Annotated in this window: 28 protein-coding genes and 1 pseudogene; 16 read left to right on the top strand and 13 right to left on the bottom strand. The window is 72.9% G+C overall.

Annotated elements, in window-relative coordinates; genetic code table 11:
• Positions 1 to 33 precede the first annotated feature (33 nt).
• The gene (locus ACWEV0_RS26815) at positions 34 to 1,143 is read left to right on the top strand and encodes a bifunctional succinyldiaminopimelate transaminase/glutamate-prephenate aminotransferase (RefSeq protein WP_453152058.1); all 1,110 of its coding nucleotides are present in this window, start codon (positions 34 to 36) and stop codon (positions 1,141 to 1,143) included.
• Positions 1,144 to 1,217: 74 nt separating this feature from the next.
• On the opposite strand, the gene ACWEV0_RS26820 is transcribed toward ACWEV0_RS26815, so the two are convergent.
• Together ACWEV0_RS26820 and ACWEV0_RS26825 are read right to left on the bottom strand one after the other, a co-directional pair.
• The gene (locus ACWEV0_RS26820) at positions 1,218 to 1,586 is read right to left on the bottom strand and encodes an ATP-binding protein (RefSeq protein WP_453152059.1); all 369 of its coding nucleotides are present in this window, start codon (positions 1,584 to 1,586) and stop codon (positions 1,218 to 1,220) included.
• Positions 1,587 to 2,002: 416 nt separating this feature from the next.
• Positions 2,003 to 2,950, bottom strand: coding sequence for a hypothetical protein (locus ACWEV0_RS26825; protein ID WP_453152060.1), 948 nt, complete (start codon positions 2,948 to 2,950; stop codon positions 2,003 to 2,005).
• Between the two features lie 29 nt (positions 2,951 to 2,979).
• Here ACWEV0_RS26825 and dapE point away from each other — a divergent pair, with 29 nt between their 5' ends.
• Both dapE and ACWEV0_RS26835 read left to right on the top strand, forming a co-directional pair.
• Positions 2,980 to 4,092: a succinyl-diaminopimelate desuccinylase gene (dapE, locus tag ACWEV0_RS26830; protein ID WP_453152061.1), complete on the top strand. Its 1,113-nt coding sequence runs from the start codon at positions 2,980 to 2,982 to the stop codon at positions 4,090 to 4,092.
• An 83-nt stretch (positions 4,093 to 4,175) separates the two neighbouring features.
• On the top strand, positions 4,176 to 4,925 hold the full coding sequence (locus tag ACWEV0_RS26835; protein WP_453152062.1) for an LOG family protein: 750 nt from the start codon (positions 4,176 to 4,178) through the stop codon (positions 4,923 to 4,925).
• A 141-nt stretch (positions 4,926 to 5,066) separates the two neighbouring features.
• Here ACWEV0_RS26835 and folP read toward each other — a convergent pair whose 3' ends face one another.
• Entirely contained in the window at positions 5,067 to 5,927 is an 861-nt protein-coding gene (gene folP / locus ACWEV0_RS26840; RefSeq protein WP_453152064.1) for a dihydropteroate synthase, read from the bottom strand.
• A gap of 134 nt (positions 5,928 to 6,061) precedes the next feature.
• Here folP and ACWEV0_RS26845 point away from each other — a divergent pair, with 134 nt between their 5' ends.
• On the top strand, positions 6,062 to 6,400 hold the full coding sequence (locus ACWEV0_RS26845) for a DivIVA domain-containing protein (protein WP_453152065.1): 339 nt from the start codon (positions 6,062 to 6,064) through the stop codon (positions 6,398 to 6,400).
• Positions 6,397 to 7,020 (top strand): DNA-3-methyladenine glycosylase I, encoded by a 624-nt coding sequence (locus ACWEV0_RS26850; protein WP_453152066.1) that lies wholly within the window; start codon positions 6,397 to 6,399, stop codon positions 7,018 to 7,020. The genes ACWEV0_RS26845 and ACWEV0_RS26850 overlap by 4 nt, the downstream gene beginning before the upstream one ends.
• A gap of 27 nt (positions 7,021 to 7,047) precedes the next feature.
• On the opposite strand, the gene chcB is transcribed toward ACWEV0_RS26850, so the two are convergent.
• Positions 7,048 to 7,851 carry a 2-cyclohexenylcarbonyl CoA isomerase gene (gene chcB, locus ACWEV0_RS26855; RefSeq protein ID WP_453152067.1) on the bottom strand — a complete coding sequence of 268 codons (804 nt, stop codon included), beginning with the start codon at positions 7,849 to 7,851 and terminating at the stop codon, positions 7,048 to 7,050.
• A 279-nt stretch (positions 7,852 to 8,130) separates the two neighbouring features.
• Between chcB and ACWEV0_RS26860 the strand changes: the two genes are divergently transcribed.
• Positions 8,131 to 8,298 (top strand): DUF3117 domain-containing protein, encoded by a 168-nt coding sequence (locus ACWEV0_RS26860; RefSeq protein WP_205628308.1) that lies wholly within the window; start codon positions 8,131 to 8,133, stop codon positions 8,296 to 8,298.
• 150 nt (positions 8,299 to 8,448) lie between these two features.
• On the opposite strand, the gene ACWEV0_RS26865 is transcribed toward ACWEV0_RS26860, so the two are convergent.
• Positions 8,449 to 9,129 carry an O-methyltransferase gene (locus ACWEV0_RS26865; protein ID WP_453152085.1) on the bottom strand — a complete coding sequence of 227 codons (681 nt, stop codon included), beginning with the start codon at positions 9,127 to 9,129 and terminating at the stop codon, positions 8,449 to 8,451.
• 141 nt (positions 9,130 to 9,270) lie between these two features.
• On the opposite strand from ACWEV0_RS26865, the gene sigE reads away from it, so the two are divergent.
• The 5 genes from sigE to ACWEV0_RS26890 all read left to right on the top strand — a co-directional run bounded on the left by sigE (position 9,271) and on the right by ACWEV0_RS26890 (position 13,688).
• Positions 9,271 to 10,029, top strand: coding sequence for an RNA polymerase sigma factor SigE (gene sigE / locus ACWEV0_RS26870; protein WP_453152068.1), 759 nt, complete (start codon positions 9,271 to 9,273; stop codon positions 10,027 to 10,029).
• Positions 10,026 to 10,724, top strand: coding sequence for an anti-sigma factor family protein (locus tag ACWEV0_RS26875; protein ID WP_453152069.1), 699 nt, complete (start codon positions 10,026 to 10,028; stop codon positions 10,722 to 10,724). The genes sigE and ACWEV0_RS26875 overlap by 4 nt, the downstream gene beginning before the upstream one ends.
• A gap of 85 nt (positions 10,725 to 10,809) precedes the next feature.
• Positions 10,810 to 12,462, top strand: coding sequence for a S1C family serine protease (locus ACWEV0_RS26880; RefSeq protein WP_453152070.1), 1,653 nt, complete (start codon positions 10,810 to 10,812; stop codon positions 12,460 to 12,462).
• Positions 12,463 to 12,568: 106 nt separating this feature from the next.
• Positions 12,569 to 13,012, top strand: a complete 444-nt coding sequence (locus ACWEV0_RS26885; RefSeq protein ID WP_453152071.1) for a sec-independent translocase — start codon at positions 12,569 to 12,571, stop codon at positions 13,010 to 13,012.
• Positions 13,013 to 13,085: 73 nt separating this feature from the next.
• The gene (locus ACWEV0_RS26890; RefSeq protein ID WP_453152086.1) at positions 13,086 to 13,688 is read left to right on the top strand and encodes a hypothetical protein; all 603 of its coding nucleotides are present in this window, start codon (positions 13,086 to 13,088) and stop codon (positions 13,686 to 13,688) included.
• A gap of 66 nt (positions 13,689 to 13,754) precedes the next feature.
• On the opposite strand, the gene ACWEV0_RS26895 is transcribed toward ACWEV0_RS26890, so the two are convergent.
• Genes ACWEV0_RS26895 through ACWEV0_RS26905 form a run of 3 tightly spaced genes read right to left on the bottom strand, consistent with a single transcriptional unit; the run spans position 13,755 to position 16,771 of the window.
• Positions 13,755 to 14,888, bottom strand: a complete 1,134-nt coding sequence (locus tag ACWEV0_RS26895; RefSeq protein ID WP_453152072.1) for an Mrp/NBP35 family ATP-binding protein — start codon at positions 14,886 to 14,888, stop codon at positions 13,755 to 13,757.
• Between the two features lie 43 nt (positions 14,889 to 14,931).
• Entirely contained in the window at positions 14,932 to 15,498 is a 567-nt protein-coding gene (locus tag ACWEV0_RS26900; protein ID WP_453152073.1) for a DUF1003 domain-containing protein, read from the bottom strand.
• A complete protein-coding gene (locus ACWEV0_RS26905; protein ID WP_453152074.1) occupies positions 15,491 to 16,771 on the bottom strand; it encodes a magnesium transporter MgtE N-terminal domain-containing protein in 1,281 nt (426 codons plus the stop codon). Before ACWEV0_RS26905 ends, ACWEV0_RS26900 begins: the two co-directional genes overlap by 8 nt.
• Before the next feature lie 292 nt (positions 16,772 to 17,063).
• On the opposite strand from ACWEV0_RS26905, the gene ACWEV0_RS26910 reads away from it, so the two are divergent.
• Positions 17,064 to 17,876 (top strand): hypothetical protein, encoded by an 813-nt coding sequence (locus tag ACWEV0_RS26910; protein WP_453152075.1) that lies wholly within the window; start codon positions 17,064 to 17,066, stop codon positions 17,874 to 17,876.
• 21 nt (positions 17,877 to 17,897) lie between these two features.
• Here ACWEV0_RS26910 and ACWEV0_RS26915 read toward each other — a convergent pair whose 3' ends face one another.
• Together ACWEV0_RS26915 and ACWEV0_RS26920 are read right to left on the bottom strand one after the other, a co-directional pair.
• Positions 17,898 to 18,410 (bottom strand): hypothetical protein, encoded by a 513-nt coding sequence (locus ACWEV0_RS26915; protein WP_453152076.1) that lies wholly within the window; start codon positions 18,408 to 18,410, stop codon positions 17,898 to 17,900.
• Between the two features lie 28 nt (positions 18,411 to 18,438).
• A complete protein-coding gene (locus ACWEV0_RS26920) occupies positions 18,439 to 19,563 on the bottom strand; it encodes a magnesium and cobalt transport protein CorA (RefSeq protein WP_453152077.1) in 1,125 nt (374 codons plus the stop codon).
• A gap of 488 nt (positions 19,564 to 20,051) precedes the next feature.
• On the opposite strand from ACWEV0_RS26920, the gene ACWEV0_RS26925 reads away from it, so the two are divergent.
• The 4 genes from ACWEV0_RS26925 (at position 20,052) to ACWEV0_RS26940 (ending at position 23,175) form a co-directional block, all read left to right on the top strand.
• Entirely contained in the window at positions 20,052 to 20,642 is a 591-nt protein-coding gene (locus ACWEV0_RS26925) for a suppressor of fused domain protein (RefSeq protein WP_453152078.1), read from the top strand.
• A gap of 155 nt (positions 20,643 to 20,797) precedes the next feature.
• Positions 20,798 to 21,436, top strand: a complete 639-nt coding sequence (locus ACWEV0_RS26930; protein ID WP_403792409.1) for a DUF6758 family protein — start codon at positions 20,798 to 20,800, stop codon at positions 21,434 to 21,436.
• 115 nt (positions 21,437 to 21,551) lie between these two features.
• Entirely contained in the window at positions 21,552 to 22,412 is an 861-nt protein-coding gene (locus tag ACWEV0_RS26935; RefSeq protein ID WP_453152080.1) for a PHP domain-containing protein, read from the top strand.
• 157 nt (positions 22,413 to 22,569) lie between these two features.
• Positions 22,570 to 23,175 (top strand): MarC family protein, encoded by a 606-nt coding sequence (locus ACWEV0_RS26940; protein WP_453152082.1) that lies wholly within the window; start codon positions 22,570 to 22,572, stop codon positions 23,173 to 23,175.
• A 114-nt stretch (positions 23,176 to 23,289) separates the two neighbouring features.
• Here ACWEV0_RS26940 and ACWEV0_RS26945 read toward each other — a convergent pair whose 3' ends face one another.
• From ACWEV0_RS26945 to ACWEV0_RS26955, 3 genes and pseudogenes are all read right to left on the bottom strand, one after another.
• Positions 23,290 to 23,442 (bottom strand): hypothetical protein, encoded by a 153-nt coding sequence (locus tag ACWEV0_RS26945; protein ID WP_389208197.1) that lies wholly within the window; start codon positions 23,440 to 23,442, stop codon positions 23,290 to 23,292.
• Between the two features lie 161 nt (positions 23,443 to 23,603).
• Positions 23,604 to 24,527 carry an alpha/beta fold hydrolase gene (locus ACWEV0_RS26950; protein WP_453152083.1) on the bottom strand — a complete coding sequence of 308 codons (924 nt, stop codon included), beginning with the start codon at positions 24,525 to 24,527 and terminating at the stop codon, positions 23,604 to 23,606.
• A gap of 87 nt (positions 24,528 to 24,614) precedes the next feature.
• Positions 24,615 to 26,102, bottom strand: a pseudogene (locus ACWEV0_RS26955) (DEAD/DEAH box helicase); the annotation flags it as partial.

Genomic DNA, 26,102 nt, shown 5'->3' on the forward strand with positions numbered 1-26,102 from the left:
CGGGACCGTTGCGTTATCCGTACGTACGAGGAAGTGAGCCCCACCGTGAGCGCCCCCGTCTCTTCGCGTCTGCCCGTCTTCCCCTGGGACAAGCTGGAGCCCTACAAGGCGACCGCGTCCGCCCACCCGGACGGCATCGTGGACCTGTCCGTGGGGACGCCGGTCGACCCGGTCCCCGCGCTGATCCGGGAGGCCCTGGTCGCGGCCGCGGACTCGCCGGGCTATCCCACGGTGTGGGGCACCAAGGAGCTGCGGGACGCGCTCACCGGCTGGTGCGAGCGGCGCCTCGGCGCCGTCGGCTTCGCCCACGAGAACGTGCTGCCGGTCGTCGGCTCCAAGGAGCTGGTGGCCTGGCTGCCGACCCAGCTCGGCCTCGGCGCGGGGGACCGGGTCGCCTACCCGCGGCTCGCCTACCCGACGTACGAGGTCGGCGCCCGCCTCTGCGGCGCCGAGCCCGTCGTCTACGACGACCCTACCGAGCTCGACCCGGCCGGCCTGAAGCTGCTGTGGCTCAACTCCCCGTCCAACCCGACCGGCAAGGTCCTCGGCAAGGACGAGCTGACCCGGATCGTCGCCTGGGCGCGCGAGCACGGCGTGCTGGTCTTCTCCGACGAGTGCTACCTGGAGCTGGGCTGGGAGGCCGACCCCGTCTCCGTCCTGCACCCGGACGTCAGCGGCGGCTCGTACGAGGGGATCGTCGCCGTCCACTCGCTCTCCAAGCGCTCCAACCTGGCCGGCTACCGCGCCGCCTTCATCGCCGGTGACGCCGCCGTCCTCGGCGAGCTGCTGCAGATCCGCAAGCACGGCGGCATGATGACCGCCGCGCCCGTCCAGGCCGCCACCGTCGCCGCGCTCGGCGACGACGCGCACGTGGCCGAGCAGCGCGAGCGGTACGCGGCCCGGCGCGCCGCCCTGCGCACGGCCCTGGAGGCCCACGGCTTCCGGATCGAGCACAGCGAGGCCAGCCTCTACCTGTGGGCGACCCGCGACGAGCCCTGCTGGGACACCGTGGCCCACCTGGCCGAGAAGGGCATCCTGGTGGCGCCCGGCGACTTCTACGGCGAGGCCGGCGAGCGCTTCGTGCGGGTGGCCTTCACGGCGACCGACGAGCGGGTCGAGGCCGCCGTCAAGCGCCTGGGCTAGGTCCCGCGCGTACGGGAGGGCCCGGGGAGCGTGTGCTCCCCGGGCCCTCCCGTCTGCCGCGCCGCGACCGGGGGTCAGCCGCCGATCGGCAGGCCGCCCATCAGCTGGCCGGTCGGCAGCTTGCCGAGCGCGCCGCCCGTGGGGGCCTCGGCCTGCTCGGTGACGGCGCCCGTGGTCTGGCCGACGGTGTTCGTCGCCTCGTCGGCGGTGTTGCCGCCGGTCAGCTTCTGCGCGGCCGGGACCTTGTTCGCGACACCGGTCGCGGTGCCGAGGGCACCCTCGGCACCGGCCTTGTCCAGGGAGGTCAGACCCGTCAGGGCGCCGGTCGGCGCGAGCGACTGGTCCGCGGCGCACGCGGAGCCGGCCGCCGCGACCACGGGGGCTGCTCCGGCCGCGACGAGCAGGGCGGCCTGGGCGATCCGACGGGTCAGGGGGAGGGACATGGTGCTCCTTCGACGGAGAGGACGTGTACGCGGTGACAACCGGCCCCGGGGCGGGGGAGGTTGCGGACGCCGAAGGCAAAGACTGGGTAATGCGTCGTATTGTCGGGCGGGGAGGAAACCGGACGAACGGTTCAGTTGCCCCACGCGTGCCGAACCGTCACTCCCCTTGCGCGCCAAGGGCGTTGCCGTGACATGACAGCCGGCCGGAAGCCTGCTCGGCCGGCCTGTCGCCGCCGAGGGCGCATGACACCTTCGAGGGACAGTCCGTACGACTGCTCGGTGCCGTCTCGGCCGTACGGCGATGCCAGGGGTTGCCTGTACGGGGATGCCGGTACGGGGGTGCCTGTGTGGCATGCCCGTACCGCGACGCTCGTACGGCGATGCCCGTACCGCGATGCCCGTACGGCCCCGGGGCGTTAGCCCGTCGTCAGCCGCAGCCGTACCGACGAGCCGTCCGTCCCCCGGACGCCGTCCCCGTCCGCCGGACCCCACTCGCCCGACGAGTCGTCCGCGACCCACACCCGGTCCCCGTAGGCGACCTCCGCTATGCGCAGCTCGCCGGCCCGGGCCACCGCCCACTGCGCCAGCTCCCAGCCGCGCTGCTCGCGCGGGCCGCGGGACTCGCGCACCGGCAGCGCGAGCTCGGCGGCCGGCGCCGCCGCGTTCGCCCCGGCCGCGCCGCCGGCCGCCGGGGCGGGCCTGGGGGCGGTCTCCTTGCCGAAGGCCCTGACGACCTCGTCCCGGACCCGTGCGGGATCGCCCGGCCTGCCCTCCCTGGTGTCGGCCGTGCAGCTGAGCGAGGCGGGCGCGTGGCCGGTCAGGGCGGCGGCGAGGAGCGTGGCGTCCGGCTCGTGCTTCGCGTACGCCTGCGGGTAGCCGCTGCGCTGGACCTTCTGCGCCGCCACCGTCAGCGGCAGCCGCGAGTAGCCCGGCACCTTCTCCAGGCCCTCGTAGAACTTCGTGGACGAGTACACCGGGTCGAGGATCTGCTCCGGATCGCCCCAGCCCTGCGAGGGCCGCTGCTGGAACAGCCCGAGGGAGTCGCGGTCGCCGTGCTGGATGTTGCGCAGCCCCGACTCCTGGATCGCGGTCGCGAGCGCGATCGTCACCGCGCGCTCCGGCAGGCCGCGGCTCGTGCCGACGGCGGCGATCGTCGCCGCGTTGGACGCCTGCTCCGGGGTGAACTCGTACTCGTTCGCCCCGGTTCCGACCCGGCAGCGCGGCGCGCCCTTGCTGCCCGTGACGTAGTGCACTGTCACGTAGGCGACCAGGCCGAGGAGCACGGAGAACGCCGCCACGAACCGGGCGGCGCGGCCGCGGCGGGCGGGAGCGGGGACACGGCGGGGCTCGGACACGCGCCCCACCGTACTGGAGGCCGGGTTAGGGTCGGCACATGGCTGACACCGCTTCTCACCAGACCCCCGAAGGCCGTCCGCTGGACCTCGCGCTGGACGGCGCCGCGCTCACCGCGGCCCTGGTCGACTTCCCGTCCGTGAGCGGAACCGAGAAGCCGCTCGCCGACGCGATCGAGCAGGCCCTGCGCGAACTGCCGCACCTCACCGTCGACCGCTACGGCAACAACGTCGTCGCCCGCACCAACCTGGGCCGCGAGGAGCGGGTCCTCCTCGCCGGCCACATCGACACCGTGCCGATCGCCGACAACGTGCCCTCGCGCCTCGACGAGGACGGCATCCTGTGGGGCTGCGGCACCACCGACATGAAGTCGGGCGTCGCCGTGCAGCTGCGGATCGCCGCCACCGTGCCCGCGCCCAACCGCGACCTCACCTTCGTCTTCTACGACAACGAGGAGGTCGCCGCCCACCTCAACGGCCTCGGCAAGATCGCCGACGCCCACCCGGAGTGGCTCGCGGGCGACTTCGCCGTGCTCCTCGAACCCTCCGACGGCCAGGTCGAGGGCGGCTGCCAGGGCACCCTCCGCGTCAAGCTGCGCACGGCCGGCGAGCGCGCCCACTCCGCGCGCTCCTGGATGGGCTCCAACGCCATCCACGCCGCCGCCCCCATCCTCGACCGCCTCGCCGCGTACGAGCCGCGCAAGCCGGTCATCGACGGCCTCGAGTACCACGAGGGCCTCAACGCGGTCGGCATCGAGGGCGGCGTCGCGACCAACGTCATCCCCGACGAGTGCGTCGTCACCGTCAACTACCGCTACGCCCCCGACCTCTCCCCGGCCGAGGCCCTGGCCCACGTCCAGGAGGTGTTCGCCGACTGCGGCGTCGCGGAGATGATCGTCGACGACGAGAGCCCCGGCGCCCTGCCCGGCCTGTCCCACCCCGCCGCCGCGGCCTTCATGAAGGCGGTCGGCGGCGCCGCCCACCCCAAGTTCGGCTGGACCGACGTCGCCCGCTTCAGCGCGCTCGGCGTCCCGGCGGTCAATTACGGCCCCGGCGACCCGTTCTTCGCGCACAAGCGGGACGAGCACGTGCACGTCGACCGGATCCACCACTGCGAGGCGCGGCTGCGCGAGTGGCTCACGGATCTCCACTGAGCGATTCCGGTAATTTCGCTTTTCTTCACCTCTGTGGTCCTACCCTGACCGGGAAGATCAGAGAACGGTGAAAGGAGCGGACCATGGGTGTACCCGATGAGCCGAAGAAGCTGGAGGAGCAGCGTCTCGGACCGGTGGTCAGGCGCCGTGACCAGGTCCAGCCCGGCACCACCGACCAGCGTCTGCTCGACACCGAGGGCGACTCGGAGTGGGTGCACACCGACCCCTGGCGGGTCATGCGCATCCAGTCCGAGTTCGTGGAGGGCTTCGGAGCGCTCGCCGAACTGCCGAGCGCGATCAGCGTCTTCGGATCGGCCCGTACGAAGCCGGGCACGCCCGAGTACGAGGCGGGCGTACGGCTCGGCCGCGCGCTCGTCGAGGCGGGCTTCGCGGTGATCACGGGCGGCGGCCCGGGCGCCATGGAGGCGGCGAACAAGGGCGCCAGGGACGCCAAGGGCATCTCGGTCGGCCTCGGCATCGAGCTCCCCTTCGAGCAGGGCCTCAACCCGCACGTCGACATCGGCGTGAACTTCCGCTACTTCTTCGTCCGCAAGACGATGTTCGTGAAGTACGCGCAGGGCTTCGTCGTCCTCCCGGGCGGCCTCGGCACCCTCGACGAGCTCTTCGAGGCCCTGACCCTCGTCCAGACCCGGAAGGTCACCCGCTTCCCGATCGTCCTGTTCGGCTCGGAGTACTGGAAGGGCCTCGTCGACTGGCTCCGCGACTCGGTCGTCGCGGGCGGCAAGGCGTCGGAGCACGACCTGCTGCTCTTCCACGTGACGGACGACGTGGACGAGGCGGTCGCGCTGGTGTCGAAGGAGGTCGGCCGCTAGGCCGAAGGCCGTGCCGGGGGCGTCCGCCTGTGGCGCCCCCGCCCTGCCTCACGCCGCCCCCCGCCCCGCCCCAGCCGGCCCGCGTCGCGCCCGCCCTACGTCGGCCGCCCCACGCCCGTCTTACGCCGGCCCCCGCCCGGCTTACGCCAGCCCGCGTCGCGCCACAGCCGGCGCCCGGTGGCCCGCGATGGACGCCACCATGTCCAGCACCTGCTTCGTCTCCGCGACCTCGTGCACCCGGTACACCCGCGCCCCCAGCCACGCCGACACCGCCGTCGTCGCCAGCGTGCCCAGCACCCGCTCCTTCACCGGCCGGTCCAGCGTCTCGCCCACGAAGTCCTTGTTGGACAGCGACACCAGGACCGGCCAGCCCGTCTCGGCCATCTCCCCGAGCCGCCGGGTCGCCTCCAGGCTGTGCCGGGTGTTCTTCCCGAAGTCGTGACCGGGGTCGATCATGATCCCGTCGCGCCGCACGCCGAGCGCCAGCGCGCGCTCCGCGAGGCCGACGGTCACCCGCAGGATGTCGGCCATCACGTCCTCGTACTCGACCCGGTGCGGCCGGGTCCGCGGCTCGACACCGCCCGCGTGGGTGCAGACGAGCCCCGCGCCGTACTTCGCGGCGACCTCGGCGAGCCGCGGGTCGACCCCGCCCCACGCGTCGTTCAGCAGGTCCGCGCCGGCCTCGCAGACCGCCTCGCCGACGTCCGCGCGCCAGGTGTCGACGCTGATGACGACGTCGGGGTGGCGGCGCCGCACCTCGGCGACGAAGCCGACCGTGCGGCGGGCCTCCTCCGCGGCGGTGACCTCCTCGCCGGGGCCCGCCTTGACCCCGCCGATGTCGATGATCGCCGCGCCCTCGGCCACGGCCTGCTCGACCCGGGCGAGCGCCGGCTCGTCCTGGAAGGTGGCCCCCTGGTCGTAGAAGGAGTCCGGAGTCCGGTTCACGATCGCCATGATCACCGGCTCGTGGGGTCCGAATTCCCGCCGTCCCAAGCGCAGCATCCCTTATGTCCTCCCTCGCGGCCGGTCGCCGGCATCGTCTGCGACCCTAACTGTCGGTGGCGCATGGCACGATCGGCACGGGACGTTTTCCAAGGGCGGGAACGACCGGGAAGCTGACGGGGAAGGGCGCGCACGTGTTCTGGTTTCTGCTGATCACGATGGTCGTGGTCGTCGCGGCGGTCACTCTGGCGGTGGTCGGCGGCGGCGAGAGCGAGGTGCTGCCCGAGGTGGCCCCCGAGCAGCTGGTGGACCCGCTGCCCGCGACGCGGCCGGTCGACCAGGCCGATGTCGAGGCGCTGCGGCTGCCGGTCTCGGCGCGTGGCTACCGGATGACGGACGTGGACGACGTCCTCGACCGGCTCGGCGCCGAGCTGGCGGAGCGGGACTCCCGGATCGCGGACCTGGAGGCGGCACTCGCCACCGCCCGGTCCGGCGGCGAGCGGGGCGAGCGCGGCGAGGAGGACGAGGCATGAGCGACGTGACCACAGGCGGGCAGACCGTCGTCGAGACCGTGGGCCGGGCCGTCGCCGGCCCGGACGGGCGGCTGCGCTGCCCCTGGGGCCTGTCGGCCGAGGACTACGTGGCGTACCACGACGAGGAGTGGGGCCGCCCGGTCCACGGCGACGACGCGCTGTTCGAGCGGCTGTGCCTGGAGGCGTTCCAGTCCGGCCTGTCCTGGATCACGATCCTGCGCCGCCGCGAGGGCTTCCGGAAGGCGTTCTCCGGCTTCCGGATCGCCGACGTGGCCGGCTTCACCGACGCCGACCGCGAGCGGCTCCTGGCCGACGAGGGCATCATCCGCAACCGCGCCAAGATCGACGCCACCATGGCCAACGCCAAGGTGCTCGCCGGGTGGGCCCCCGGCGAGCTGGACGCGCTGATCTGGTCGTACGCGCCGGATCCGGCGACCCGCCCGGCGCCGCTCACGACCGGCGACGTGCCGGCGGTGACGGACGAGTCGACGGCCCTGTCCAAGGACCTCAAGAAGCGCGGCCTGCGCTTCATCGGCCCGACGACGGCGTACGCGCTGATGCAGGCGTGCGGCCTGGTCGACGACCACGTCACCGGCTGCATCGCGCGCGGCCGGAGCTAGCGGGCCGGGGGCCCGGGCCCGCGGGGCTCAGCGCCCCAGGTACTTCGGCTTCTCCTTGGCGATGAAGGCCTGCACCGCGATCCGGTGGTCCTCCGACGCGCCGGCCTTCGTCTGGAGTTCGTCCTCCTTGTCGAGGGCCTCGGACAGCGAGCGGTCCGCGCCGTAGGCGAGGGACTCCTTCAGGGCCGCGTAGGCCACCGTCGGGCCCGCGGCGAGCCTGCGGGCGACCTTCGCGGCCTCCTCGGCGAGCGCCTCGGCCGGTACGAGCTTGTTGACGATGCCCAGCTCGTACGCCTCCTGGGCGCTGATCGTGCGCGGGAAGAGCAGCAGGTCGGAGGCGCGGCTGTGGCCGACGAGCCGGGGGAGCGTCCAGGACATGCCGGAGTCGGCGGTGAGCGCCACGCCGGCGAAGGCGGTGCTGAAGGAGGCGGTCTCGGCGACCACGCGGTAGTCCGCGGCGAGCGCGAACCCGAAGCCGGCTCCGGCGGCCACGCCGTTCACACCCGCGACGACCGGCTTGGCCATTCCGGTGAGGGCTCGCACGATCGGGTTGTAGTGGTCGCGGACCGTGTTCATCGTGTGCGTGGTGCCGGCCTCCTGGTCCTGCTGGAGCAGCCCGACGTGTTCCTTCAGGTCCTGGCCCACGCAGAACGCGCGGTCGCCGGCCGCCGTGAGCAGCACCGCCCGGACGGCCGGGTCGGCGGCCGCCGCCTCCGCCGCGTCGCGCAGGGCGACCTTGGCCGCCACATTGAGCGCGTTCATGGCCTCGGGGCGGTTGAGCGTGATCGTGGCGAGCCCGTCGCTCACGTCGTAGAGGACCGTGTCGGCCATCGAGGCTTCCCTTCGCGTCTTCGCTTCGTCTGACCCCTCAGCATGGCGGAGATCACCCCCACCGCACATGTGAGCTGCGTCAAAGAATCGCCGTCCGAACGCCGACCGGGCGCGGCGAAGTATCGCAGGTGGATCGGCGAAATGTGCGGCTTTGTGAAAGCGCGTTGCGGAAGCGATGCCACCTGATGTTGGTCATCGGGTCCTCTGATGCGGGATAATGACCTGGAAGCAATCGTGTTCGATGCTGACGATGAGCTGGTTTCAGGAAGGGGAACGAGCATGGCGGCCATGAAGCCGCGGACGGGTGACGGCCCGCTCGAGGTGACCAAGGAGGGGCGGGGCATCGTCATGCGCGTTCCGCTCGAAGGCGGCGGCCGGCTCGTCGTCGAGCTGACCCCGGACGAGGCGAAGGCGCTCGGCGACGCCCTGAAGGACGTCGTCGGCTAAGGACGCGTCTGTCGCGAATTTCCGCTTCTGCCCCGGTACGGTACCCACCGCACCGGGGCAGCGGTGTTTCGGGGGTCGCTTCCGGGGCGTACGCCTCCGGGGGGTGGTTCTCCTGAATCCGGGGCGGTACGAGCGGTACGGGGCCGGGCCCTACGCGCCCCGGCGCACCGCGCACAGCAGGCCGTCGCCCACCGGCAGCAGCGTCGGCAGCAGCTCCCGGCTCTCCCGTACCGTCCGCAGCAGCTCCCGTATCCGCTGCACCTCGGCCGGCTGGGCCGCAGAGTCGACCGTGCGGCCGTCGGCGAAGACGCCCTCGAAGCAGACCAGACCGCCGGGCCGGAGCAGGCGCAACGATTCAGCGAGGTAGTCCAGGAGCTCCAGGCGGTCGCCGTCGCAGAAGACCAGGTCGTATCCGCCGTCCGCGAGCCGGGGCAGTACCTCCAGCGCCCGGCCCGGGATGAACCGGGCCCGGTTCCCGGCGAAACCCGCCGCGCGGAACGCCGCCTTCGCGTGCGCCTGCCGCTCCGGCTCCATGTCCACGGTGGTCAGGACCCCGTCCGGACGCATCCCGAGCAGCAGATAGATCCCGGACACGCCCGTGCCCGTACCGATCTCCGCCACCGCCTTCGCGTCCGCCGTCGCGGCCAGCAGGCGCAGCGCGGCACCGGTGCCCGGCGACACCGAGGGCAGCCCCGCCTCACGGGCCCGGTCACGGGCCCAGCGCAGCGCTTCGTCCTCGGCGACAAAGGCGTCGGCGAACGCCAGGCTCGTCTGCCGGTTGGCGGAAATGGCCCTCTCCTTGTTCCCGTGGCTGTCCCGTAGTTGACGCAGGCGTCGACTGTATCCGCTGGACGCGGGAACCCGCAGATGGGACCGCGCGTTCATACGGACAGGAAGCGAGCAGGACGCCGGCCCGAGCCGGCCCCAAATTCGCGTAAAGATTCTTATCCGGAGCTAACGGGCGAGGTGGCTATGGTAGGGGCTCCACTGGACACCACCAGAGCCGACAGGGGAGGTGCGGCTGCGCCTGTGGATCGGAGAAGGGTGCTTCGGCGCCTTCTCGGATCGGCGGGTGAGCCGAAATCCGTGACTGACACAGCTGACCGTTCCCGCATCGCCGACTCCGCTCCCACCACCGCGACCTTCGCTCCGGACGCGGATTCGCAGGCGTGGACTCCGCCCAGCTGGGAGGAGATCGTCAGCACCCACAGCGGTCGTGTCTACCGCCTCGCCTACCGCCTGACGGGCAATCAGCACGACGCCGAGGACCTGACCCAGGAGGTCTTCGTCCGGGTCTTCCGCTCGCTGTCGTCCTACACGCCGGGCACCTTCGAGGGCTGGCTGCACCGCATCACCACGAACCTGTTCCTGGACATGGTGCGCCGCAAGCAGCGCATCCGCTTCGACGCGCTCGCCGACGACGCCGCCGAGCGGCTGCCCAGCCGCGAGCCGTCCCCCCAGCAGGCGTTCAACGACACGCACTTCGACGCCGACGTCCAGCAGGCCCTCGACACCCTCGCGCCCGAGTTCCGTGCCGCGGTCGTGCTCTGCGACATCGAGGGACTGTCGTACGAGGAGATCGCCGCGACCCTCGGCGTGAAGCTCGGCACCGTCCGCAGCCGCATCCACCGCGGCCGCTCCCACCTGCGCAAGGCGCTCAAGCACCGCTCGCCCGAGGCGCGCGCGGAGCGGGCCCTCGCCGCCGTGGGCTGGGAGGCGGGAACGGCGTGAGTGGCACCAGTCCGTCACCGACCCCCGCGGAGCACCACCTCGGGGACCGGCTCGCCGCGCTCGTCGACGGCGAGCTCGGCCATGACGCCCGCGAGCGGGTCCTCGCCCATCTGGCGACCTGTCCGAAGTGCAAGGCCGAGGCCGACGCCCAGCGCAGCCTGAAGAGCGTCTTCGCGTCCGCCGCGCCCCCTCCGCCCTCGGAGGGGCTGTTGGCACGCCTCCAGGGGCTGCCGGGGGGACCGAATGACCAGGGGGGTCCCTTCGACGACCTCCTGCGCGCCGGCGGCCTCCGCGCCGACGGCTTCGCCACGGCGCCCCGCATCACCCCCGACACCGGATTCCGCATCCACGGGGTCGGGATCGCCGACCGCTCCTCCGGACGCGGCCGGCGCTTCGCCTTCGCGGCGGCCAGCGCCGTCTCGTTCGCGGCGATCGCGCTGAGCGGCTCCCTGCCCCTCGACGCACGCGGCGGCCAGGGCACCGGCAGCAACGTGACACCGCTGCGCGCGCCCGCGACCTTCGCGTCCGGCTCGCGCCGGGCCGACCAGACGCCGACGCCCTCGGCGCCGACGGTCGTCCCCGCCCGGCTCGAACTGTCCCCGTTCACCCGCTCGGTGAACCCGGCCCTGCGGCTCGCCTACGCGCCCGCGCCCTCCCCGACCGCCACCCCTGCCCCCGGCCCCTCCCACCGCTGACCGGCGACCTGGTTGAATCCTGGGGCAGGGGCGCGCCGCCCGACGATCCGGGCGGCGCGGACAGGTCATCTGTTGCGGGGAGAGCATGAAGAACGGGAAGCCGACATGGTGGAGCCGGCCGTCGACCACGTCCACCAGGACGCCCGCCGACACGCCCGCCGGACCCCCTGAGCCGGCGGCGGACGACAGCGACTTCACACTGGCGGCGCCGGTGTCGGCACCGGCGGAGGTGACGGAGTCGAAGCCCGCGGAGACCGCGGTCGCGCCCGAGCCCCCGGTCGTCGCGGCCGAGGCCCCGGCCGTCGCAGCCGAGCCCCCGGCCGTCGCGTCCGTCGCGGAAGCGGCGCCACCCGCGCCCGCGCCCGTAGCCGCGGCACCGCAGACACCCGAAACCCCGCAGACGGCACCCGAGGCACCCACGCCCCAGGCGCCCCTGCACGCGCCCGACCCGTACGCGACGCCGCCGTACGGCGAGCCGGGGCCCTGGGCGCCCGCGCCGCCCGTCCAGCGGCCCGTGCCGCCCCCGGCGCCGGTGGCGGCGCCCGTGCCGCCCACCGCGCCCGCGTACGACCCGTGGGGCGCGCAGCCCCTCGTACCGGCCGAGGGCAGCAAGCCGCCGCGGAAGCCGCGGCGCGGTCTCGCGCTCGCCGGAGCGCTGGCGTTCGCGCTGGTCACCGGCGTCATCGGCGGCGGCGTCGGCGCGTACATCGAGCGGCACGGCGGGCTCACCACCGTCGAGCTGCCGCAGGCCGACGCCAAGGACATCGGCCGCGCCCCCGACAGCGTCGCCGGGATCGCCGCCAGGGCGCTGCCCAGCGTCGTCACCATCCACGTGAGCGGCAGCGGCTCCTCGGGCACCGGCACCGGCTTCGTGCTCGACACCAGCGGCCACATCCTCACCAACAACCACGTCGTCGACGCGGCCGCCTCCTCCGGCGAGATCTCCGTCACCTTCAGCAACGGCGAGTCCGCCGCCGCGAAGCTCATCGGCCGTGACACCGGCTACGACCTCGCCGTGATCCAGGTGTCCGGCGTCTCCGGCCTCAAGCCGCTGCCGCTCGGCAACTCCGAGAACGTCCGCGTCGGCGACCCGGTCGTCGCCATCGGGGCCCCCTTCGACCTGTCCAACACGGTCACCTCCGGCATCATCAGCGCCAAGGAGCGCCCGATCACCGCGGGCGGCGAGAAGGGCGACGGCAGCGACGTCAGCTACGTCGACGCGCTGCAGACCGACGCGCCGATCAACCCGGGCAACTCCGGCGGCCCGCTCGTCGACACCAACGCCGAGGTCATCGGCATCAACAGCGCCATCCGCGCGGCCGGCAACGGCTCCGGCGGCGAGGGCGGCGGCGGTCAGGCCGGCTCCATCGGCCTCGGCTTCGCGATACCCATCAACCAGGGCAAGCGGGTCGCCGAGGAGCTGATCAACACCGGCAAGGCCACCCACCCGGTCATCGGTGTGAGCCTCGACATGCGCTACAACGGCGACGGCGCCCGGGTCGGCGACAAGGCCAAGGGCGGCGCCTCGTCCGTCACCCCCGGCGGCCCCGCCGACAAGGCCGGCATCCGGCCCGGCGACGTCATCACCAAGGTCGACGGCCAGCGCGTGCACAGCGGCGAGGAGTTGATCGTGAAGATCCGCTCCCACCGCCCCGGGGACACGCTGCGGCTGACCCTGACCCGCGACGGCAAAGAGCAGACAAAGACCTTGACCCTGGGCTCGTCAACGGGAGCCTAGGACCTGGCCAAGCGTCCATGTGGAGGACACCACCCCGTACCCGCCCGACAGTTTGGGCGGGTACCGTGGAGCGGGCCGCCCGGGACCGGCGAGAAGGAGCTACAGGGTGTTCAGCGACATAGGCGCACTCGAGCTGGTGACGCTCGTGGTGCTCGCCGTGCTCATCTTCGGCCCGGACAAGCTGCCGAAGGTGATCCAGGACGTCTCGCGCTTCATCCGCAAGGTCCGCGAGTTCTCCGACAACGCCAAGGCGGACATCCGCAGCGAGCTGGGCCCGGAGTTCAAGGACTTCGAGTTCGAGGACCTGAACCCCAAGAACTTCATCCGCAAGCAGCTCGCCGAGAACGGCGACCTGAAGGACCTCAACGAGCTGCGCTCGACCTTCGACCTCCGCAAGGAGATGAACGAGGTCGCGGACGCGGTGCACGGCCGGGAGACGTCCACTCCGCCTGCGGTCCCCACGAGGGTCAACGGCTCGCCCGACCTGCTGAAGAAGCAGGACAAGCCGGACACTCCCGAGCGCCCGCCGTACGACTCGGACGCCACCTGACGACGTCCTGTCACCGAACCACTCCGCATAGGTGGCTATCCTCCCTCTGTTGACGAAACAGGAGGCGGCGGAGATGAAGACGACGAGTCGGGTGGAAGCCGACGGCTTTCTGCGCGCACCCTTCGCCTGGTACGGGCTCGACGAGGCGTTCACCGGGCCGCGCCGGCTGATGCAGATCGGCACGGCGGCGGACGGCACCGTGCAGCACGGCTCCATGGGCCACGGTGACGAGCCGTCGATAAAGTCCGAGGCGGGCGGCGCGGAGAAGGAGCGGTTCGCGATCGTCGTGACGGTCGCCGCCAACCCCGTACGCCGCAGCGGCGACGGCACGGGCGTCCTGGACGCCACCACGGTGTCGTCGGCCGCCTGGCTGGCCGGCTCGGGCCTGCTGGCCCACACCTGGCCCGCCCAGCTCGACCACGCCCGGCGCGACAACTGGCTGGACCAGCAGACCGAGACGGCCTTCGAGCTCGCCGACGACCTCGAAGGACCGGAGTGGTCCACCCTGTCGCTGCCGGTGGACGGGGTGCCGGTGCCGTTCCACTACCGCGAGTCCGAGTTCGGATGGGTGCTTGCGGGGTCGGCGCCGGGGGTGCACATCGGGGCGTACGGGCGGGGGATGAGCGCGTACGGGCTGGCGTTCGCGCAGGTGAAGGACCTGAGTCTCTACGCGTGACCGCGGCGAGTACGACGAAGGGCGCCCCGCAGTCGTGCGGGGCGCCCTTCGCTCGTAGAGCTCGAATCAGAACTTGTTCCGCGGGGTCAGGCCCAGGCTCATGCCGGAGAGGCCGCGCTGGCGGCCGCCGAGCTTGCCGGCGATGGTGCGCAGGGCCGCGCCCGCCGGGGAGTCGGGGTCGGCCAGGACGACCGGCTTGCCCTCGTCGCCGCCCTCGCGGAGGCGGACGTCGATCGGGATGGAGCCGAGCACCGGGACGCTCGTGCCGGTGGTGCGGGAGAGGCCGTCGGCGACCTTCTGGCCGCCGCCCGTGCCGAAGACGTCGACCATCTCGTCGCAGTGCGGGCACGGCAGGCCCGACATGTTCTCGACGACGCCGACGATCTTCTGGTGGGTCTGCACGGCGATCGAACCGGCCCGCTCGGCGACCTCGGCCGCCGCCTGCTGCGGGGTGGTGACGACCAGGATCTCCGCGTTCGGGACCAGCTGCGCGACGGAGATCGCGATGTCGCCGGTGCCCGGGGGCAGGTCGAGCAGCAGGACGTCCAGGTCGCCCCAGTACACGTCGGCGAGGAACTGCTGGAGCGCGCGGTGCAGCATCGGGCCGCGCCACACGACCGGCGCGTTGCCGGGGGTGAACATGCCGATGGAGATGACCTTCACGCCGTTCGCCGACGGCGGCATGATCATGTTCTCGACCTGGGTGGGCTTGCCGTCCACGCCCAGCATGCGCGGCACGCTGTGGCCGTAGATGTCGGCGTCCACCACGCCGACCTTCAGCCCGTCGGCCGCCATCGCCGCCGCCAGGTTGACCGTCACCGAGGACTTGCCGACGCCGCCCTTGCCGGAGGCCACCGCGTAGACCCGGGTCAGCGAGCCGGGCTTGGCGAAGGGCACCTCGCGCTCGGCGGTGGTGCCGCGCAGCGCCGACGCCAGCTCCTTGCGCTGTTCGTCGCTCATGACGTCCAGGGAGACGTCGACGCCGGTGACTCCCTCGACCCGGGCGACGGCGTCCGTCACGCGCTGGGTGATGGTCTCGCGCATCGGGCAGCCGGAGACGGTGAGGTAGACCGTCACGGCGACCTTGCCGTCGTCACCGATCTCCACCGACTTCACCATGCCGAGCTCGGTGATCGGTTTGTTGATCTCGGGGTCGTTCACCGTCGACAGTGCTTCGCGCACCGCGTCTTCCGTAGCCATAGAGAGATGGTACGGCGACGACCACCGGCTGATGAAAGCCCTGTCAACGGTCGGGTACGTCACTCCGGTGCGGACCGCCGTCCGGGAATAGATCCCGCCGCTCCTCAAGCTCCTTGAGCAGGTCCTGGAGCTCGGAGCGCATCCAGTCCCGGGTCGCGACCTCGCCGAGGCCCATCCGCAGCGCGGCGATCTCCCGGGTCAGGTACTCGGTGTCCGCGATCGAGCGCTCGTTCTGCTTGCGGTCCTGTTCGAGGTTGACCCGGTCCCGGTCGTCCTGCCGGTTCTGCGCGAGCAGGATCAGCGGGGCCGCGTACGAGGCCTGCAGCGACAGCATCAGGGTCAGGAAGATGAACGGGTAGTTGTCGAAGCGCAGCGCGTCCGGGGCGGAGATGTTCCACACCACCCAGGCGATGATGATCACCGTCATCCAGACGATGAACCGCCCCGTCCCCAGGAAGCGGGCGATGCGCTCCGACAGGCGCCCGAAGGCCTCGGGGTCGTACTCGGGCAGGAACCGGGGCCGCCGCACGCGCGGCTGGTCGAGCCGGATCCGGGGCAGCTGCCGCTCCCGTTCCCGCTCCCGCTCGCGCTCCTGTGCGCGCTCAGCCACGGCGCACCCCCTCCTCGTGGAACTCCGTCTCCCGCCAGTCGTCCGGCAGCAGGTGGTCGAGGACGTCGTCCACCGTCACCGCCCCGAGCAGCGAACCGCTCTCGTCCACCACCGGCGCCGCGACCAGGTTGTACGCGGCGAAATAGCTGGTCACCGCCGGCAGCGGGGTGTCCGGTCCGAGCGGCGGCAGATCGCTGTCGACCATCCCGCCGACCAGCGTGAACGGCGGGTCCCGCAGCAGCCGCTGGAAGTGCACCGTGCCCAGGTACTTGCCCGTCGGCGTCTCGTCCGGCGGCCGGCACACGTACACCTGCGCGGCGAGCGCCGGCGACAGGTCCTGCAGACGCACCCGGGCGAGCGCGTCGGCGACCGTGGCGTCCGGGCGCAGCACGATCGGCTCCGTCGTCATCAGACCGCCCGCGGTCCGCTCCTCGTACGACATCAGCCGCCGCACGTCGGCCGCCTCGTCCGGCTGCATCAGCGTGAGCAGCCGCTCCTTGTCCTCCTCCGGCAGCTCGGAGAGCAGGTCGGCCGCGTCGTCCGGGTCCATCGCCTCCAGGACGTCGGCGGCCCGCTCCTCCTTCAGCTTGCCGAGGATCTCGATCTGGTCGTCCTCGGGCAGCTCCTCCAGGACGTCCGCGAGCCGGTCGTCGTCGAGGGCGGCGGCGACCTCGGCGCGGCGCTTGGGGGAGAGGTGGTGCAGCACGTTGGCCAGGTCGGCGGGGCGCAGCTTCTCGAAGGTGGCGACCAGGTTCTCGGCGCCCTGCCCGTGCTCCTCCAGGGAGAAGCCGGTGACGGCCGACCAGTCGACGGTCAGCGTCTCGCCCTTGCGGCGCAGCGCCCCGCCCTTGCCGCGCCGCACGAAGACCTTGTCGATCTCCCAGTCGCGGCGGGCCGGCAGCTGCTGGATGGCGACGTCGAGGACGGTGACCTCCTCGCCCTCCGAGCCGTCGGGCTCCACGAGCCGCACCCGCCGGTCGAGCAGCTCGCCGAGCACGAGCCGCTCGGTGGGGCGCTGCTCGAAGCGCCGCATGTTGACCACGCCGGTGGTGATGACCTGCCCCGAGGCGAGGCCGCTGATCCGGGTCATGGGCACGAAGACGCGGCGCCGGGAGAGCACCTCGACGACCATGCCGAGCAGCCGGGGCGGGCGCCGGCCCACGCGCAGCATCGCCACCAGGTCGCTGACCCGGCCGACCTGGTCGCCGACGGGGTCGAAGACCGGGACCCCGGCGAGATGGGAGACGAAGATGCGGGGGGCGCCTGCCGCCATGCCACGCGCCTCCTCCGTGCCGCGCGATCCGATTCGTTCTGCCGTCGGTCGCCGTCGGTCGCCGTCTGTCCTTGCCGATTGTCGGGGATTCTCCGAACTTGCCGGATTCACCGGCTTCAGGCTAGCCGGTGCCGCCCGGGGCCGCTCCGTCAGGGCCGCCCGTACGGCTGGCCCGCGGGCGGCTGCCCGCAGGCGCGTCATCCGGCCCGGGTACGCTGCCGTCTGCCGTCCCCACCGGCCTCCGGTTTCGCCGCCGGCCCCGTCCCCCCACACCGACCAGAGAGGCGCCCAGGTGACCGCTCTCCGCCCGTCCCCGCGCATCCGCCGGGCCGCTCTGCCGCTGGCCCTCTGCATCGGTCTCGCGACGGCCCTCACCGCCTGCGCCGCCGACCCGGACGAGGGCACCAACGGCGTGGGCAAGCTGGCCGCGCCGGCCATCGAGCAGCAGGCCCGGTCGGCGGCCGGCGCGGCGAAGGCGGTACGTCTCTCGGGCACGCTGGTCAGCAAGGGCGGCACGTTCAAGCTGAACATGCGCCTGAAGCAGGACGGCGCCTCGGGCTCGGTGACGACGAAGAACAGCACCTTCGAGGTGCTGCGGGTCGGGGACGCGCTCTATCTGAAGGCGGACGCCGGTTTCTGGTCGCACGAGGAGTCGTCGAGCGACTCGTCGACGCACTCCGGCTCCGGTTCCGGCTCTGGTTCCGGTTCGGGTTCCGGTTCCGCTTCGGACACCGGATCCGAAGCGGCCGACAAGCTCGACGACAAGTACGTGAAGGTGCCGCAGAACGACCCCGCGTACAAGCAGCTCCGCGGCTTCACCGACATGGGCGTGCTGCTCGACGGGCTGATCGGGCTGCACGGCGACCTGGTCAAGGGCGACCACGGCAAGATCGGCGACACTCGCACGATCAACATCAAGGGCGGCGAGAGCGGCGACGGCGGCTCCCTCGACGTCTCCCTGGACGGCACCCCGTACCCGGTGCGCTTCGCGCGCGGCGGCGGCGCGGGCGTGGTGATGCTGTCCGAGTGGGACAAGGACTTCCCGCTGGCCGCGCCCGCGAAGGGCCAGACCGTCGACTACGGCAACCGGCTGCCCCGTACGTAGCCGCCCCCCCGGCGCCCCTGCTCAGCGGCGCTTCTTCCGGCGGAACAGGAGCTTCGGCAGCGCCGCCGGCACCGCCCGCCGCGTGGTCGCGTCCGACGGCAGCGGTACGGCGGCGAGCGAGCCGTCCGGCAGGTCGGTCGTCGAGGCGCGCGGGTCGAGCCGCACCACCCGGCACTCGCGCGCCCAGCGCTCCGGCATGGCCTCGCCGTCGGGCGCGTTCAGCCGCTTGCCCTTGAGCTCGGCGACGGCGGCGTCCCACTCCTCCGTACCGGGCGCGATCTCGCGCACGGCGGCGGTCCAGCCGACGATCCGGCCGCCCTTGTCCTTGCTGCGGACGGTGACCTCGGCGCTCCCGCCGTCGACCAGGCCCGGCAGCGGCTGCTCGCCGGGGCCGTCGCCGACGACCAGGGCGGCGCCGTCGTGCCACACGTGCCAGAGCGCGCGGGCGGCCGGGGCCTCGCCCCGCACCCAGATGAGGCCGGACTTCTTGGTGGCCTCCTCGACGAGGGCGGACCCGAGCAGCGCGTCTGTCATGCCCGCAGCCTACCGAGCGCCGCCGGTGCTACAGCCAGCCGTTGCGCTTGAGCGTGCGGTGGATGGCCAGACAGGCGACCGCGATGCCCGCGAGGACCATCGGGTAGCCGTACTTCCAGTGCAGCTCCGGCATGTGGTCGAAGTTCATCCCGTACACGCCGCAGACCGCCGTCGGGACGGCCACGATCGCCGCCCACGAGGTGATCTTGCGCATGTCCTCGTTCTGGGCGACCTGCGCCTGCGCCAGGTTGGCCTGGAGGATCGAGTTCAGCAGTTCGTCGAAGCCGACGACCTGCTCCTGGACGCGGGCGAGGTGGTCGGCGACGTCCCGGAAGTACTTCTGGATGTCCGGGTCGACGAGCCGCATCGGGCGCTCGCTGAGCAGCTGCATCGGGCGCATCAGCGGCGTGACGGCCCGCTTGAACTCCAGCACCTCGCGCTTGAGCTGGTAGATCCGGCCGGTGTCGGCGCCGCGCGTGGAGCCCTTGGCCGGCGGCGAGAAGACGTCGATCTCGATCTGGTCGATGTCGAGCTCGACGGCGTCCGCGACCGCGATGTAGCCGTCGACGACGTGGTCGGCGATGGCGTGCAGCACCGCGGACGGGCCCTTGGCGAGCAGCTCGGGCTCGCCCTGGAGGCGGTGGCGCAGGTTGCGCAGCGAGCCCTGGCCGCCGTGCCGGACGGTGATGACGAAGTCGGGGCCGGTGAACACCATCACCTCGCCGGTCTCCACGACCTCGCTGGTTGCGGTGAGTTCGGCGTGCTCGACGTAGTGGATCGTCTTGAAGACGGTGAAGAGGGTGTCGTCGTACCGCTCCAGCTTGGGCCGCTGGTGGGCGTGGACGGCGTCCTCGACGGCGAGCGGGTGCAGCCCGAACTCGGCCGCGATACCGGCGAATTCGGCCTCGGTCGGCTCGTGCAGACCGATCCACGCGAAGCCGCCGCGCTCCCGCACCTGGCGCATCGCGCCGCGCGGCGTCAGGCAGGCGCGGTCGTCGACCCGGCGGCCGTCGCGGTAGACGGCGCAGTCGACGACGGCGGTGGGGGCGGCGGGGTCGCGGGTGGGGTCGTACGGGGTGGCGACGACGGGCTTGCGGAGGGAGTGCCGCAGGGACGGACGGACGGCGGCGCGCAGGTCACGGATCATCGACATGGGCGTGCTCCTTCACGGATCGGCCGTCGGCGACCGTGGCACAGCCCGGAATGGGGACGTGGAGGTACGTCGTCCACAAAGCGGGCGGCACCGGGGGATCGCGGTGACGGCGTTCGCTACTGACGGGGCAGAGAGCACTGCTCTCGGGCAAGAGCGCTGCTCCCAGGCAACAGAGGGAGCTCTTCCGTCGTGCGAGATGCCGGAGAGGAGGGACCTTCGAGACGGCCCTGGAGTCACCGGAGGGAGAAACGCGCCCGGCTGGTGCTGGTGTTGCTGGAGTTACGGCCGGTGCGGCTCGGCGGAAGAGCGGCTGGTACTGCCCGATCGACTTCGATCCATCGCAGTCCCACCTCCTCCGGCCGGTCCCTCGTGAGGGATGACGTGTGACGAGCAGTCGGGTAATCCACCCGACCAGTGGCCAAGACTATCAGCCGACTGAGGGTCAATCCCTTACTTTGCCCGTTCCATACGCGCTTTATGCTCGCCGCATGGCAGAAATTCTCGCTCTGGTCGAGGCCCGGCTCCGCACGGCCCTCGGCGAGCCGGACGCCCGCGCCGCGATCACCTTCCTCGGCACCGACCGCATCGAGGTGCTCCGCTTCGTCGACGCGGACGCCGGCCTGGTGCGTTACGCGACCCTCGGGATGTCCGCCCAGCCGATGGCCGACCCGACCGCCGTGCTCGCCGACCCGGTCAAGGGCCCCCGCGCCGAGCTGGTCCTCTCCGTACGCGTCGGCCTCGCCGACACCGACAAGGTGCTCCGCGCGCTCGCGGTGTTCGCCGCCACCCCGCAGGTCGAGGGCGTGGTCGTGGCGCCGGGCGCCTCGCTCGACGTGGGCGAGCCGCTGTGGCCGGGCGCCCCCTTCAGCTCGGTCCTCGTCGCCGAGTCGGGCGGTCTGGTGGAGGACCTGGACCTCGACGACCCCATGGACCCGGTCCGCTTCCTGCCGCTGCTGCCGATGACCCAGAACGAGGCGGCGTGGAAGCGGGTGCACGGGGCGCAGGCCCTGGAGGAGCGCTGGCTGGCGAACGGCACGGACCTGCGCGATCCGCTGCGCAGGTCCGTGACCCTGGACTGAACCTGGCCTGCCGGGCGTTCCCGTGCGGCGGGTTGGTTCGTGAAGAAGGCGTGTAATGGCAGCAGGCCGACAGAGGGTGAACGGTTCCGTCCGGACGGGTGATCGTCGGTGATCGTCCTTGACGGGGCGCTCCTGGGGTAGGACCGTTGAGCCCTATGAGGGGCGAACCCAGTTGCCCGAAGTGCGGTGGCCGGGTCAGGGCGCCCGGTCTCTTCGCCGACTCCTGGCAGTGCGATGTGCATGGCTCGGTGCACCCGCTTCAGCCCGTGATCCCGCCCAGTGTCGAGGCCCTCGGCGCCGTCGTGCACCGGTCCCACGTGCCGGTGTGGATGCCGTGGCCGCTGCCGGTCGGATGGCTCTTCACCGGGGTGGCGTACGCCGGTGACGACCGCAACGGTGGCCGCGCGACCGTCGTCGCCTGCTCCGGGCCCGGTCCGCTCGGCGGCATCGGGGAGCTGCTGCTCGTCGCCGAGGAGCTGGGCGTCGGACTCGGCGCCCGGTACGCCGGCATCGACGGACCCGACCCCGGATCCGGCATGGCCATCGACAAGCCGCCGCAGGTCAAGGTGCTCGCCGCCGGCCGGCCGACCCCGCTCTGGCACGTCACCGGCGCCCCGCAGGACCGCGCGGTCTTCGCCGGTGAGGCGCGCGGTCTGTGGCTGTGGGCCGTCGTCTGGCCCGAGCAGTCCGGTCTGCTGATGTACGACGAGCTGGTCCTCACCGACCTGCGGGACGCGGGTGCGGAGGTCGAGCTGCTGCCGTGCGGGGCGCTGACGCCGAGGCTGCTGACGTAGCGGGGGCCGAGGTAAGGGGCGGACCGGTTTCGCGGTTCCGTACACGGGTGTTCGATTCGCCCGTTATGCTGGATCGTCCCTGTCGTCCGCCCCGAGCCCTTTGGAGTCCTGCGTCGTGCGCATCGATCTGCACACCCACTCCACGGCCTCGGACGGTACGGACACCCCGGCCGAGCTGGTCCGGAACGCGGCCGCCGCCGGGCTCGACGTGGTCGCGCTGACCGACCACGACACCAGCCGCGGGTACGCGGAGGCGGTCGCCGCCCTGCCCGAGGGGCTCACCCTCGTCACCGGTGCCGAACTCTCCTGCCGCTACGACGGCGTGAGCCTGCACATGCTGGCCTACCTCTTCGACCCCGAGGAGCCCGCCCTGCTCGCCGAGCGCGAGCTGGTCCGCGACGACCGCGTGCCGCGCGCCCGCGCCATGGTCGGCAAGCTCCAGGAGCTCGGCGTCCCCGTCACCTGGGACCAGGTCGCGCGCATCGCGGGCGACGGCTCCGTCGGCCGCCCGCACGTCGCCGAGGCGCTCGTGGAACTCGGCGTCGTGCCCGACGTCTCCGGCGCCTTCACGCCCGAGTGGCTCGCCGACGGCGGCCGCGCGTACGTCGAGAAGCACGAGCTGGACCCCATCGACGCCATCCGCCTGGTCAAGGCCGCCGGCGGCGTCACCGTCTTCGCCCACCCGCTGGCCGTCAAGCGCGGCGAGTGCGTGCCCGAGTCGGCCATCGCCCGGCTCGCCGAGGCCGGCCTCGACGGCATCGAGGTGGACCACATGGACCACGACGAGCCGACGCGGGCGCGGCTGCGCGGCCTCGCGAAGGAGCTGGGTCTGCTGACCACCGGCTCCAGCGACTACCACGGCAGCCGCAAGACCGTCGGCCTCGGCGACTTCATGACCGACCCCGAGATCTACGGCGAGATCACGCGCCGCGCGACCGGCGCCTTCCCGGTGCCGGGCGCCGGCGGACGCGCCTGACCCACGCAGCACACAGGCTCCGCCCGTCGCCACCGGTGGCCGGGCGGAGCGAGGTGCGTCGCATGACTTCTTCCCCGGGCATGGCCTCCGCCTGCCCTTCTCACGGAACCCCTGGTTCCGGATGCTCTTGTACACCCCTTTCGCGCAAGGCCACACCGTGTTCGACGTCGCCGTCTTCGGCTCGCTGTTCCTCACCCTCTTCGTGATCATGGATCCCCCGGGGATCACCCCGATCTTCCTCGCCCTCACCGGCGGCCGCCCCGCCAAGGTCCAGCGCCGCATGGCCTGGCAGGCCGTCGCCGTCGCCTTCGGCGTCATCACCGTCTTCGGCATTCTCGGCCAGCAGATCCTGGCCTATCTGCACGTCTCCGTCCCCGCGCTGATGATCGCGGGCGGGCTCCTCCTGCTGCTCATCGCGCTCGACCTGCTCACCGGCAAGACCGACGAGCCGAAGCAGACCAAGGACGTCAACGTCGCCCTCGTGCCCCTCGGCATGCCGCTGCTGGCCGGCCCCGGTGCGATCGTGTCCGTGATCCTCGCCGTGCAGAACGCGAACAGCGTCGCCTCGCAGGTCTCGGTGTGGACCGCCATCGCCGCCATGCACATCGTGCTGTGGGTGACCATGCGGTACTCGCTGCTGATCATCCGGGTCATCAAGGACGGCGGCGTCGTCCTGGTCACCCGGCTCGCCGGCATGATGCTGTCCGCCATCGCGGTGCAGCAGATCGTCAACGGCGTCACCCAGATCATCCAGGGTTCCTGACGCGGAACGGGGCCGGCGAACCCGAACCGGCCCCGGACGCCACTGCGCCCCCGTACGGATTCCGTTCTGCGGAGTCCGTGCGGGGGCGCGGTGCGTGGGTGTGAGGTGTGCCGGTTACGAGGCCGAGGCGTCGGCCGGCCGGATCCAGATGCGCTGGCCGATCGCGGCGGCCTGCTGCACGATCCCGTTGACGGAGGCGGCGTCCACGACAGTGGAGTCGACGGGGGTGCCGTCGATGTCGTCGAGGCGCAGGATTTCGAAGCGCATGGGCTTCTCCCTTCGTCTGAGTTGATCCTCCTGGGCGGAGAACTGCGTTACGTAGGGGTACAACGAGGCCCATCCATGAAACATTCCCTACGCTAAGGAAATTTTTTGGATGGCTAACTAGTGCCTGGTGGAGCCTCTGCCACGATCCTCGCAGAGCGCGGTTACGACGACGCTTCGGCCGCGTTGCGACCAGCGGCCGTGCGGGGTGCGCGCGTCTGCGCGCTGAGGTCCCAGAAGGCGGTGAGCCGCGCCGCCAGCTCCTCCGGGTGCGAGACGTTGGGGGAGTGGCCCGCGCCCACGACCACCGTGTGGTGCGCGCCGGTACGGGCGGCCGCCGCCGCGAGGGCCTGCACCGGCCAGACCGTCTCCTCGTCGCCGTACGCGATGTGCAGCGGCATCGGCAGCGCCCCCAGCGCCGCCGTACCGTCCGGGTCGCCCAGGATCAGCCGGCCCGCGCCCGCGAGCTGCGCGATCCGGGTCCGCATCCAACGGCGGCGCAGGAAGCGCACGATCTCCGGCGGATCCGTCACGCCCGGCCCCTCGCCCCGGCTGTCCAGCCAGCGGGTCGCCTGCCAGACCTGATCCTTCGAGAGCAGCGCGTTCGCGGTGCGCAGCGCCCGGACCCGCACCCGCTGGGAACGCGCGACCTTCGTCGGGCCCGAGGCGAGCAGGGTGAGCGAGAGGAACGTGTCCGGCGCGAGCTCCGCCGCCGCGCGGGCCACCAGGCCGCCGAAGGAGTGCCCGAGCAGATGCACCGGCCCCTCGCCGAGCGCCGCCGCCTGCGCCACCACGTCGAGCGCGAGCGCCTTGCGGCGGTAGGCCGCCCGGCCGCGCGGGCCCGGCGTCTCGTGCTGGCCGCGCCCGTCGACGGCGACCGCGCGGTAGCCGGCCTCGCCCAGCGGGCCGAGCAGCGCCAGGAAGTCCTCCTTGCTGCCGGTGAAGCCGGGCAGCAGCAGCACGGTCTTGTGCCGCGGGACGGCGGCGGGCGCGGGCGCGGCGTCGAGCACGGCGAAGTCGCCCCGTGCGGTGGAGAGGCGGTAGGCACGGGTGCGGGGCGGCAGCGCGAGGGAGCGGGGCTTGCTCATACAGGGACTGTAACCGCAGCCGTGCCCCCGCAGAACGCGCCGCGGCCCGGCCCCTCGGGTAGGGACCGGGCCGCGGTACGCGGGTGACTACGCCTCCGGTGCGGCGGCGGCCTTCTTGGTGGCGCGCTTGCGCGGCGCCGCCTTCTTCGGGGCCTCGGCGACCTCGGCGACCGGCTCGGCCGCCTTCTTCACCGTACGACGACGGGTCGTCGTCTTCTTCGGCTCGGACGCGTCCGGCGCCACGGCCGCGACAGCCTTCTTGGCGGCGGCCCGCTTGCGCGGCGCGGCCTTCGGGGCCTCGGTGGCCTCGACGGTCTCGGCGACCGGCTCGGCCACGGCCACGGCCTTCTTGGCGGTGGTGCGCTTGCGCGGGGCCGCCTTCTTGGGCGCCTCGGCCTCGGCGGTCTCGGCGACCGGCTCGGCGACGACGGCCTTCTTGGCGGCGGCCCGCTTGCGCGGAGCCTTCGGCGCCTCGGGCGCGGCGGCCTCGGCGGTCTCGACGACCTCGGCGACCGGCTCGGCGGCCACGGCCTTCTTCGCGGCGGTGCGCTTGCGCGGGGCGGCCTTCTTCGGCTCCGCCACGGGCTCGGCGACCTGCTCGGCGACCGGAGCGGCAGCGATGATCACCACGCCGGCCTCGGCGGAGGTCGACGTCACCGGGCTCGACACCCGGCGGGTCGCCCGCCGGCGGACCGGCTTCGGCTCCTCGACGGGAGCGGCGACCGGCTCCTCGACCGTGACCTTCGGCTCCTCGACGACGATCGCGACGCTGTTCGTGGCCGGACGCGTCGCCCGGCGCCGGGCCCGCGGGCCGGCCGTCGAAGCGGCGGCCGGGGCGGTGGCGGGAGCGGCGGCCGGAGCGGCAGCGGAGGTCGGGGCGGTGGCCTGCGCGGGCACGGCGGCGGCAGCCGCACGCACCGGCTTCGGCTCCTCGGTCGCCTGGGCCGGCACCGTGGCGGCGGCCAGCGCGGCCGCGGCCGTCTCCACCGTCTGGAACGTCACCGTCTCCTCGGCCGCACGCGGCCGCACCCGGCGCCGACGCGGCGCCGGCGCCTCGGCCGGAGCGGCCACGGGAGCGGCGACCTTCGCGGCCACCGGCGCACCACGGCCACGACGACGGCGCGGGGCCTCCTCGGCCTCGACGACCGGAGCCGCGACGACCGGCGCCTCGGCCGCGGGGGCCTCGACGGCCGGGGCTTCGGCCTCGGTGGTCCTGGCGGCGGACCGGCCGCGGGTGCGGCCCTCGGCGGCCGGAGCCTCGACAGCAGGGGCCTCGACGACCGAGGTCTCGATGACCGGGGTCTCGGCGGCCGGCGTCTCGACGACCGGGGCTTCGGCCTCGGTGGTCCTGGCGGCGGCGGACCGGCCGCGGGTGCGGCGGATACGGCCCTCGGTGGCCGGAGCCTCGGCCGCGGGGGCCTCGGTGACCGGGGCCTCGACGGCCTCCACCTTGGTCTCTACCGACGTCTCGACCGGCGTCTCGGCCGTACGGGCCTCGCCGGAGCGGCCGCGCCGACGGCGGGTCCGGCCGCCCTCGGCAGCCGGCGCCTCGGCCGGAGCCTCGGTGGCCGGAGC

Source organism: Streptomyces sp. NPDC003943 (assembly GCF_053605265.1).

What these genes read in the sequence shown, in the direction of transcription:
- ACWEV0_RS26950 (WP_453152083.1), bottom strand. Translation starts at nt 24,527, where the DNA reads ATGAGCAAGCCCCGCTCCCTCGCGCTGCCGCCCCGCACCCGTGCCTAC.
- folP (WP_453152064.1), bottom strand. Translation starts at nt 5,927, where the DNA reads ATGCTGCGCTTGGGACGGCGGGAATTCGGACCCCACGAGCCGGTGATC.
- sigE (WP_453152068.1), top strand. Translation starts at nt 9,271, where the DNA reads ATGGTAGGGGCTCCACTGGACACCACCAGAGCCGACAGGGGAGGTGCG.
- ACWEV0_RS26835 (WP_453152062.1), top strand. Translation starts at nt 4,176, where the DNA reads ATGGGTGTACCCGATGAGCCGAAGAAGCTGGAGGAGCAGCGTCTCGGA.
- ACWEV0_RS26890 (WP_453152086.1), top strand. Translation starts at nt 13,086, where the DNA reads ATGAAGACGACGAGTCGGGTGGAAGCCGACGGCTTTCTGCGCGCACCC.
- chcB (WP_453152067.1), bottom strand. Translation starts at nt 7,851, where the DNA reads ATGGCCGACACGGTCCTCTACGACGTGAGCGACGGGCTCGCCACGATC.
- ACWEV0_RS26880 (WP_453152070.1), top strand. Translation starts at nt 10,810, where the DNA reads ATGAAGAACGGGAAGCCGACATGGTGGAGCCGGCCGTCGACCACGTCC.
- ACWEV0_RS26860 (WP_205628308.1), top strand. Translation starts at nt 8,131, where the DNA reads ATGGCGGCCATGAAGCCGCGGACGGGTGACGGCCCGCTCGAGGTGACC.
- ACWEV0_RS26915 (WP_453152076.1), bottom strand. Translation starts at nt 18,410, where the DNA reads ATGACAGACGCGCTGCTCGGGTCCGCCCTCGTCGAGGAGGCCACCAAG.
- ACWEV0_RS26820 (WP_453152059.1), bottom strand. Translation starts at nt 1,586, where the DNA reads ATGTCCCTCCCCCTGACCCGTCGGATCGCCCAGGCCGCCCTGCTCGTC.
- ACWEV0_RS26930 (WP_403792409.1), top strand. Translation starts at nt 20,798, where the DNA reads ATGAGGGGCGAACCCAGTTGCCCGAAGTGCGGTGGCCGGGTCAGGGCG.
- ACWEV0_RS26925 (WP_453152078.1), top strand. Translation starts at nt 20,052, where the DNA reads ATGGCAGAAATTCTCGCTCTGGTCGAGGCCCGGCTCCGCACGGCCCTC.
- ACWEV0_RS26895 (WP_453152072.1), bottom strand. Translation starts at nt 14,888, where the DNA reads ATGGCTACGGAAGACGCGGTGCGCGAAGCACTGTCGACGGTGAACGAC.
- ACWEV0_RS26850 (WP_453152066.1), top strand. Translation starts at nt 6,397, where the DNA reads ATGAGCGACGTGACCACAGGCGGGCAGACCGTCGTCGAGACCGTGGGC.
- dapE (WP_453152061.1), top strand. Translation starts at nt 2,980, where the DNA reads ATGGCTGACACCGCTTCTCACCAGACCCCCGAAGGCCGTCCGCTGGAC.
- ACWEV0_RS26920 (WP_453152077.1), bottom strand. Translation starts at nt 19,563, where the DNA reads ATGTCGATGATCCGTGACCTGCGCGCCGCCGTCCGTCCGTCCCTGCGG.
- ACWEV0_RS26905 (WP_453152074.1), bottom strand. Translation starts at nt 16,771, where the DNA reads ATGGCGGCAGGCGCCCCCCGCATCTTCGTCTCCCATCTCGCCGGGGTC.
- ACWEV0_RS26945 (WP_389208197.1), bottom strand. Translation starts at nt 23,442, where the DNA reads ATGCGCTTCGAAATCCTGCGCCTCGACGACATCGACGGCACCCCCGTC.